The organism is Bacteroidota bacterium (genome assembly GCA_016183775.1).
Lineage (GTDB): Bacteria > Bacteroidota > Bacteroidia > JABDFU01 > JABDFU01 > JABDFU01.
Genome location: JACPDY010000150.1, coordinates 1 through 9003, shown reverse-complemented (window position 1 = coordinate 9003; position 9003 = coordinate 1). Strand labels below are relative to the sequence as shown.

The 9003-nt window shown below is 39.7% G+C and carries 4 protein-coding genes; all 4 read left to right on the top strand.

Going from position 1 to position 9003, the window contains the following annotated elements; translation table 11 throughout:
• Positions 1-541 precede the first annotated feature (541 nt).
• The 4 genes from HYU69_16690 to HYU69_16675 are packed head-to-tail and all read left to right on the top strand — an operon-like array spanning position 542 to position 8620.
• Positions 542-2524, top strand: a complete 1983-nt coding sequence (locus HYU69_16690) for an N-6 DNA methylase (protein MBI2271978.1) — start codon at positions 542-544, stop codon at positions 2522-2524.
• Positions 2524-3681 (top strand): restriction endonuclease subunit S, encoded by a 1158-nt coding sequence (locus HYU69_16685; GenBank protein ID MBI2271977.1) that lies wholly within the window; start codon positions 2524-2526, stop codon positions 3679-3681. Before HYU69_16690 ends, HYU69_16685 begins: the two co-directional genes overlap by 1 nt.
• Positions 3678-5396, top strand: coding sequence for an ATP-dependent helicase (locus HYU69_16680; protein MBI2271976.1), 1719 nt, complete (start codon positions 3678-3680; stop codon positions 5394-5396). The genes HYU69_16685 and HYU69_16680 overlap by 4 nt, the downstream gene beginning before the upstream one ends.
• On the top strand, positions 5396-8620 hold the full coding sequence (locus tag HYU69_16675; GenBank protein ID MBI2271975.1) for a type I restriction endonuclease subunit R: 3225 nt from the start codon (positions 5396-5398) through the stop codon (positions 8618-8620). The genes HYU69_16680 and HYU69_16675 overlap by 1 nt, the downstream gene beginning before the upstream one ends.
• The last annotated feature ends 383 nt before the right edge of the window (positions 8621-9003 follow it).

The window sequence follows — 9003 nt, the reverse complement described above, 5'->3', positions numbered from 1 at the left end:
CTTCAGTGCATAAATTACTTTATACCACCTTGCGGCTTGCTAATGTTTCGGGGTGTTATTCCGCACATAAGAGACTTACACTCTTTGGGTTTTCTCTTTTAAAGAACTATATTTATCATTCAGGGCACACACAGCACCTACTTGCAATTTTTGCGGGTTAACGCTCAAATGTGTAAGCTGACATTAGCAAAAACTGCAAGTAGCTGCAAAACGTTAGCGGTCATGCTATTGGGACAGTGCAAACATTAAACAGACGGGCTGACAATAAACTTTAAGACAACAAATTTTGACAGGTGGACAACGACATACAAGCAACATAACATCGGGACAGTTCGGGCGGACAGTCCGACACTCATGCCTACGCAATAAAAAAATTAAAACACCCCCACCGCACAAAAAAAAATTGAATTTCTTTTGCCTACGCACAAGCGGCACATTTGGGGTTGCCGCCACCCACAAAACCAAACCGATGGCAACCCCAAAAGAGCCGCTTTTTTCTACGCTTTATTTCCGTAACCTTGATGTTTATTCTTAAAATTATATGACTCAGGAACAAATACACGAATTGGAAACTAAACTTTGGGATGCAGCCGACCAACTCAGAGCAAGCAGTAAATTGACAGCAGCCGAATACAAAGACCCCGTGTTGGGTTTGGTATTGCTTCGCTTTGCACAGAACAGATACGAAGAAGCCAAACCGATTGTAGAAAAAAATCTTCCGGTAAATCCACGGACAGGGAAAAAGCGTGAAGCAACTTCAAACGATTATTTGTCCGTTGGTGCAATGAAACTTCCCGAAGAAGCGAAGTATGATTATTTGGCAAATCTTCCGGCAAGCAAAGACATAGCAAAGGCAATCAATGATGCAATGAAATTGATTGAAGCGGAGTATCCCGACTTAGCGGGTATTCTTCCGAAAAATTATCAGGAGTTTGAAAAGGACTTGCTGCAATCTCTTATTCGTGTGTTCAACGAAGATGCAGTGAAGAAAGCGACAGGCGATGTGTTCGGAAGAATTTACGAATACTTCCTGATGAAATTTTCCATGCAGGGAGCGGGTGCACAGGAAGGTGGAGAATTTTTTACACCTCCAAGTTTGGTGCAACTGATTGTAAATTTCATTGAACCCCTGCACGGCATCATACACGACCCTGCATGTGGAAGTGGTGGCATGTTTGTGCAGACAGGATATTTCGTGCGCAGCCACACGAACAAAGAAGTGAACGAAGCAATCACCGTGAAAGGCACAGAGCAGAAAACCAACAACACGAAGTTGGCGAAAATGAATTTGGCTATTCACGGTATTGAAGGAAAAATAATTGAGAGCAACAGTTTTTACAGCGACCCTCACAATCTTGTTGGCAAATGTGATTTTGTAATGGCTAATCCGCCATTCAATGTGAGCAAGATTGACAAGGGAAAAGAGTTTGTGAAAACCGACAAGCGTTTGCTTTTTGGTTTGCCGAAAGCGGACAACGGCAACTACATGTGGATGCAGTATTTCTATTCCTACTTAAACAAAACCGGCAGAGCCGGTTTTGTAATGGCAAGTTCAGCTACTGATGCAGGGAACAGTGAAGCAGCCATAAGACAAAAGTTGATTGAAACCAAACACATTGACTGCATTGTTGCCGTTGGCAATAACTTTTTCTACACCCGTTCATTGCCTTGTCATCTTTGGTTTTTTGACAAAGGGAAAAGCAAAGCCAATGCAGACAAGATTCTGATGATTAGTGCAAGAAATGTAAAGCGGAAAGTAACCACCACTATCAATGACTTTTCTCCCGGGCAGTTGCTCAATCTCACAACCATTATGAAATTGTATCGTGGAGAAAAGAACGCCTACAAAAATTCTTTTGCCGACCATCAGCACATGCTGAATGAGGTGTTAGGAAAAATCCGCTGGCATTACACAACGCTTGCATCAGGGTTGAATGATGCAGCAGCAGCAGCAGAATTGAAAATTGATTTGAAAGCAAAAGCAGAAATCAAATTCAGCAAGCCCGACAACCATGAAGAAGCGGAGAAGATTTTCAAACAGTTTAATGAACCGATTGAAGCAGCAATAATTTTCATCAACCAATGGCAGGAAGAAATTGCTGCCATAGAAAGGAAAATTGCAGATAAAAAAGTTGAGGAGAAGGAAGGAAAAAAGCAGTTGCAGATTTTGCGAAGCAAAATCACAACATTGAGCAAACCCATTGTAAACTTCACTGACGAAACAAAAGAGTATTACGAACAAACCAAGCAAGGCATCAACGATTGGAAACATTTTATGGAATGGTTTCCAGACGGCAACTATCAGGACATTGAAGGGCTTTGCAAAATTGTTTCACTTGACGAAGTGAAGGAGCAAGAATATTCATTGACACCTGGAAGATATGTTGGTTACACAATTCAATTTGATGAGGAGTTTGATTATAAGAAACGGATGAAAGAAATTAAAAAAGAATTGATGGAACTGAATAATTCAGCAATAGAAATAAATCAAACCTTAAACAAAAACTCTTTTCTTTTAAAATAATGGCACTACAAGTTTTCAAAATAAAAGAGCTATGCGAATTCAAGTATGGTAAGAGTTTGCCCGAGAGAGAAAGAGTTGAAGGCAAATATCCCGTTTATGGTTCGGCAGGAATTGTGGGAACACACACTGATTATTTATTAAAAGCACCCGGAATTATTGTTGGAAGAAAAGGAACAGTTGGTTCAGTAACTTGGGCAAACAAAGATTACTTTCCAATTGACACCGCTTTTTATTTAGTTGAAAACAAAGAGAAAGTAGATTTTAAGTTTCTTTATTACCGATTGCTTTTAGCAGGACTTGATACAATGAATAATGATGCAGCAGTTCCCGGCTTAAATCGCACAGCAGCACTCAATCATAGAATTTCAATTCAGAAAGAACTTCCAATTCAACGCAAAATTGCTTCTATCCTTTCTTCTTATGATGATTTGATTGAAAACAATTTGCAACGAATAAATTATTGGGAAGAATTAGCTCAAATATGTTTCACAGAATTCTTCACAAACAAAAAAAGTTTGCCGAAAGGTTGGAAAGAAAATAATTTAGGTTCATTAGTTGGACATGAAATTGGAGGAGGTTGGGGAGAAGAAAATAAAAGCAATGAATTCAGCGAACCTGCTTATGTAATAAGAGGCACTGACATTGACGAATTGCCAAATGGCAGATTAGAGAATGTCCCTTTTCGCTTTCACAAGAAATCAAATCTTGTCTCCCGCAAATTGCAAGACGGAGATATTGTTTTTGAAGTTTCAGGAGGCAGCACCTATGAAGGAGTTGCAAAATCATTATTGATAACCGATGAATTGCTAAAGCAATTCAATGGCGATGTGATGTGTGCAAGTTTCTGCAAACTGTTGCGACCAGCATCAAGAGAACTTTCAAATTTTACTTTTCTGTTTTTGCGTTTTCTCCGTGCAATCGGAGGAACAGAAGTTTTTGAAATCAGAAGTGCAAGCAACATTGTAAACTACAACTGGACAGCATTTCTCAAATTCCAAAAAGTAAAAGTGCCTGATGAAAAAACATTGGAACAGTTCAATGAAATTATTGACCCGATTTACAAACAGATTTACAACTTAGGGCATCAAAACCGTTTGCTGAAAGAGGCAAGAGATATTTTATTACCACGACTTATGACAGGTATGATTGAAGTATGACGAAGGAAGAACACATAGCAAAACAAAAAGCGGAACGCACTGCAATCACGAAAGAGATTCTTGAATCCAAAGAGCCAAGAAAACTTATCGTAGCCGGAGCAGGAACAGGTAAGACATTTACATTCAGTGAAGTTTTGAAACTGAATCCTGATGGAGCTAACATTGCAATGACTTTCATTCGCTTGCTTCGCAACGATATGGCAGGTTCATTGAGTGCCTATGCTGATGTGAGAACCTTTCATGAGTTCTGCAAAAAAATTCTGCACGAAAGACGAGGAGGGTTTTTTCTTTATCCGAAACTCACAACAATCATCAGGGAGGATTCTGACCACTTAGAAATTGACTGCGGAAACTTTGATGATAAGTTTCAGCAGTTGGATGAAAGCGGAAATGAAATTAAGTTCTATCTGAAGCGTGGCGATTATTACAACACTGTTGCCTTCAATGATTCCGTTTACAGAATGTGGCGTGAGCTACAAAGAGACCCAAGCATACTTGATAAGTTTGACCAAATTCTCATTGATGAATTTCAGGACTTCAATCCGTTAGAAGTTGCATTTATTGATGAGTTGGAAAAGAAAGGAAACATTTTAATTGTTGGAGATGATGACCAAGCCGTTTACGATTCAAGATTTTCTACACCGCATCATTTGCGGAAGAAACATCAATCAGGTCACTACAAAAATTTTGAATTACCATTTTGCAGCCGTTGCACACTGCCAATTGTTGAAACGACAAATGAAATTTTGAGAAAAGCAGTTGAAGCCGGAGGATTGAACGGAAGATTACCCAAACGATATGAATGCTTCATTGAGTTAAAAGATGCGGAGAATGAAAAGTATCCGACCATCACAACAGCACAGATTACAAATGTGCGAACTGTAATAAAATTCATTAACAAAAAGATTGCGGAAATTTCAGCAGCAGAAATTGCTGAATCATGGAAGGAAGGCAGCGAATACCCAACAGTTTTAATCGTAAGCAAGACACAATATCTCAATCCTGTTTTCAAAAGTTTGAGTAAAGATTTTGCAAACATCAAATACAAGCAGTCCGAAAAAAGCGAAGTCAATATTTGTGACGGGTATGATTTTCTTTCTCACAATCACAAATCAAATTTGGGTTGGCGAATTTTAATTGACTTCCTTTTGAAGTATGAAGATGCAAAAGCAATCATAAAGAAAACGGAAGCAGGAACGCCAATGATTGATTTGCTCTCAAAAGAATTTGTTGATGCACAAACAAAAATTTCGGTTATTATTTCCAAACTCAATAAGAAAGGCGAAGACAATAATGCACTGCTTGCAGAATTAGAAAAGTTGGTTGACAAAAATCTTTTTGCAGAAATTAAAGCAAGATTTCTTCCCGAAGAAGTTGCAGAAGTTGAACCTGAAAAAACCCAACCTTCAATTCTTCTCACTTCCTATCAGGGCTGCAAAGGCATGTCAGCAGGTTTTGTTTTTATTATTGGTGCAAACAATGGAGTAATGCCAGCCAATTCTAAAAATGTTTCTGATGTGGAAGTTTGCCAATTTATTGTTGCGCTCACTCGGACACGAAAAAAATGCTACATACTTTCTGAGGATTGGATGTTTGCACCAAAGGATAATAGAGGAAAATGGATTCCGAAAAATGAAAGAAGCATTTTTATTGACTTGATACCTGATAAGTTTCTTGAAGATTTAGGACATTTGAAATCTGATGATATAAACTAATGAGCTACGAATATTCAGAAGATGGCTTGGTTGAAAATGCAACCCAACAGGTTTTAGAAGAACTTGGTTGGAAGGTTTTGTATGCGTGGAAAAATGAATCACTTGGTGATGATAGCTTACTTGGAAGGGAAACAAAGAGTGAAGTTATCCTGAGAAGAAATTTATTGGCTGCATTAAAAGAGTTCAACAAAGGACTGCCTGAGATTGCCTACGCACAAGCGATTGAAATTCTTGAACAAAAAATAGCCGACAAAACACTTGGCAGAATCAACAAGGAAAAATATCAGTTGCTCATTGATGGAGTTCCGGTGAGTTACACAAATGCAGACGGAGAATTAGAGAAACAAAAACTTCGTGTGTTTGATTTTGATAACTACACCAACAACGATTTTCTTGCAGTGCGACAGTTGGAAATTGTCGGAGAACTCTACAACCGAAGAACAGATGTAGTTGGTTTCGTAAACGGAATTCCTTTAGTGTTCTTTGAATTGAAAGCGCATCACAAAGATTTGCGCCATGCTTACGATGACAACCTGAGAGATTACAAAGACACCATCACTCATTTGTTTAACTGCAATGCGTTTATCATTCTAAGCAACGGAACAGATGCAAAAGTTGGAACGGTTACAAGTCCTTACAAATTTTTCCTTGACTGGAAACGCTTTGAGGAAACCGAAGAAGGTGTTGTGAGTTTAGACACAATGCTTCGTGGAACTTGTGCGAAGGAAAAACTCATGGACATTTTTGAGAACTTCCTTTTGTTTGACGATAGCGGAGGCGATGTAGTGAAACTGATGGCGAAGAACCATCAATACATTGGCGTGAACAAAGTGTTGGAGAAAGTGAAAACGATTGAAGACCTGAAAGGAAAGTTGGGAGTATTCTGGCACACACAGGGAAGCGGCAAGAGTTACTCAATGGTTTTCCTGTGTCAGAAGATTCACAGAAAGTTTGGAGGTTCATACACCTTCCTGATTGTTGCGGACAGAAGCGAATTGGAAACGCAGTTGTATGACACATTCACAGGGGCAGGTGCAGTAGCGAGTGTGAAAGGACATGAACCCGTTGCGGGCAGTCGGGAACACTTGCGTGAGTTGCTGAAAGAGAATCACAAGTATGTGTTCACACTCATTCACAAGTTTTCAATCAATCCCGAAAAAGAAAATGAGTATCCGCTAATCACGGACAGGAAAAATATTATCGTGATTTCGGATGAAGCACACAGAACGCAAGCGGGAACATTTGCAAGGAACATGCGCTTCAATGGAATTCCCAATGCTTCCTATTTGGGTTTCACCGGAACGCCAATCATCAAGGAAGAAGAAGAACTCACAAAAAATATTTTCGGTGAGTATGTTTCAGTTTATGATTTCAAGACAGCAATCAAAGACGGTGCAACGCTAAAACTTTTATACAACAACAGAGGGGAAAAATTAGGAATCAAGAACCCCCAGTTGGATGAAAAGATGATTGAGATTCTGAATAATGATGAATTAGACATTGACCAAAAGAAGAAACTCATTTATCTTTTTCAGAAGGATTATGTTGTGCTGACAGCAGAACCACGGCTTGATGCGATTGCAAAAGATTTGGTTTGGCATTTCAACGACAGAGGTTATCAGGGAAAAGCAATGTTGGTTACACTTGATAAGCCGACAGCAGTTCGCATGTATGACATGATTACGAAATACTGGAAGCCCTATATTGAAGAACTGAAACAGAAAATTGAAAATGCAAGTGATGTTGAAGAACAGTTAATGTTACAGCGCAAACTTCAAAAGGTAGAGCAAACAGAAATTTGTGTTGTGGTAAGTCCTGAACAAAACGAAGTAGCAAAGTTCAGAGAAATGAATCTTGACATTGAACCGCACCGGAGAAAAATGTCGGACACTACAAGAGATTTGGAAAAAGATTTCAAAAACCCTGAGCATCCGTTCCGTTTGGTAATCGTGTGTGCCATGTGGATTACAGGATTTGATGTGCCTTGCGTTTCAACCGTGTATCTGGACAAACCCATACAAGGACACACACTCATGCAGACCATAGCCCGTGCGAATCGTGTGTATGATGATGAAAAGGAAAACGGTTTGATTGTGGACTACGGAAATGTTTACAAGCAATTGGAGAAAGCATACAGTGTTTACGGAGGAGGAACAGGCGGTGGCGGTGGCACAGGTGGAAACGGTGAAGGCGGAAAAGGAAAGCCCGTGGAGTTGCTTGAGCAACTTGCAGAAGAATTGAAAGAAGCAATCCGGCAAGTGAAAGGTTATTTGAACGAATTAGGTTTTAATCTGAATGAGTTAAGCAATGCAGATGTGAAACCAATGGATAAACTGCGAAAGATTAAAGAAGCGGCAGATTGTGTTTGCCTGAATGAAACCACACGAACAAAGTTTGAGGTGATGGCAAGGGAAGTTTTCAAAAAGTATCATGCGCTTTATCCCGAAGAACAAGTGAAACCGTTCATTCGTCAGTTCAATGCAATTGAAGCAATCTACAATTTGCTGAATCAGCAAGTGAAGGAAGCAGATGTAACAAGCATCATCATGCAGTTGCAGCAAGTTGTGAATGAAAATGTTTCGGTGAATCCGAATAAAGTTTCAGAACCAGATGGAGTTTATGTTGACCTTGCAAATCTTGACTTAGATAAACTTCGTGCTGTGTTTGCTAAAACACCAAAGAAGAACACTATCGTTTTTGACTTAGCGCAAGCCGTAGAAAAGAAGTTGCAGCAGATGATGAAAGAGAATCCGTTGCGGATGAAATTCTATGAACGCTACAAGGAAATTATTGACGAATACAACCGAGGCAAGAATTTAGAGGACACACTACGGGCATTTGACAAACTCAATACATACATCCAAGACCTGACAGTTGAAGAAAGCCGTGCAATGCGTGAAGGAATGACAGAGGAGGTTTTAGCGATTTATGATTTGCTGAGGGAAGGGAAAGAACTTTCACAAGATGATATAAAACAAGTGAAGAAGGTTGCAGCAGAAACTTTGCAGAAGTTGAAAGATGAAAAGTTGAAAATAGAAAGATGGAGAGAAAGCCGACAAGTTTCATCACAGGTTTGGCAGACCATCAATGATTACTTGCTTAATCTTCCAATGAAAATTTATTCAGACGATGATGTAAACGAAAAGACAGTTTCAGTTTATCAGCATATTTATTCAAACTATCCGGGAGGAAATTTCAATGCTTATACAAGAGCGACAGCATAAAATGAAAACCCAACACGCAAAAGCACACACATTTGCAAGCCCCACAAGCCAGCACACAGACCAAAGCTTGCAAAAGAGTGTGCTTTTCTGCCACCCAGAAAGAAATTCAATTTTTTTTCCCATCCTTCGGTGTTTTAATTTTTTTGCAATCGCACAACCCACGACAGACAGGCACTCGGACAGTTTATTGCAGACCTTTACTGGACAGGTCAGCTTGACACGGACGACAGAAGCACGAACCGCTAATCGAGTAGGCGGCTCCGTCATCAAAATCTGACGGAGTGCGCCTCTCACACCACTGTACGTACGGGCCTCGTATACAGCGGTTCATTAAATTGTGGAGCTACTTTCAGGTAATGTTCGAGCATTGATTCGTAACCACG

What these genes read in the sequence shown, in the direction of transcription:
- HYU69_16690 (MBI2271978.1), top strand. Translation starts at nt 542, where the DNA reads ATGACTCAGGAACAAATACACGAATTGGAAACTAAACTTTGGGATGCA.
- HYU69_16685 (MBI2271977.1), top strand. Translation starts at nt 2,524, where the DNA reads ATGGCACTACAAGTTTTCAAAATAAAAGAGCTATGCGAATTCAAGTAT.
- HYU69_16680 (MBI2271976.1), top strand. Translation starts at nt 3,678, where the DNA reads ATGACGAAGGAAGAACACATAGCAAAACAAAAAGCGGAACGCACTGCA.
- HYU69_16675 (MBI2271975.1), top strand. Translation starts at nt 5,396, where the DNA reads ATGAGCTACGAATATTCAGAAGATGGCTTGGTTGAAAATGCAACCCAA.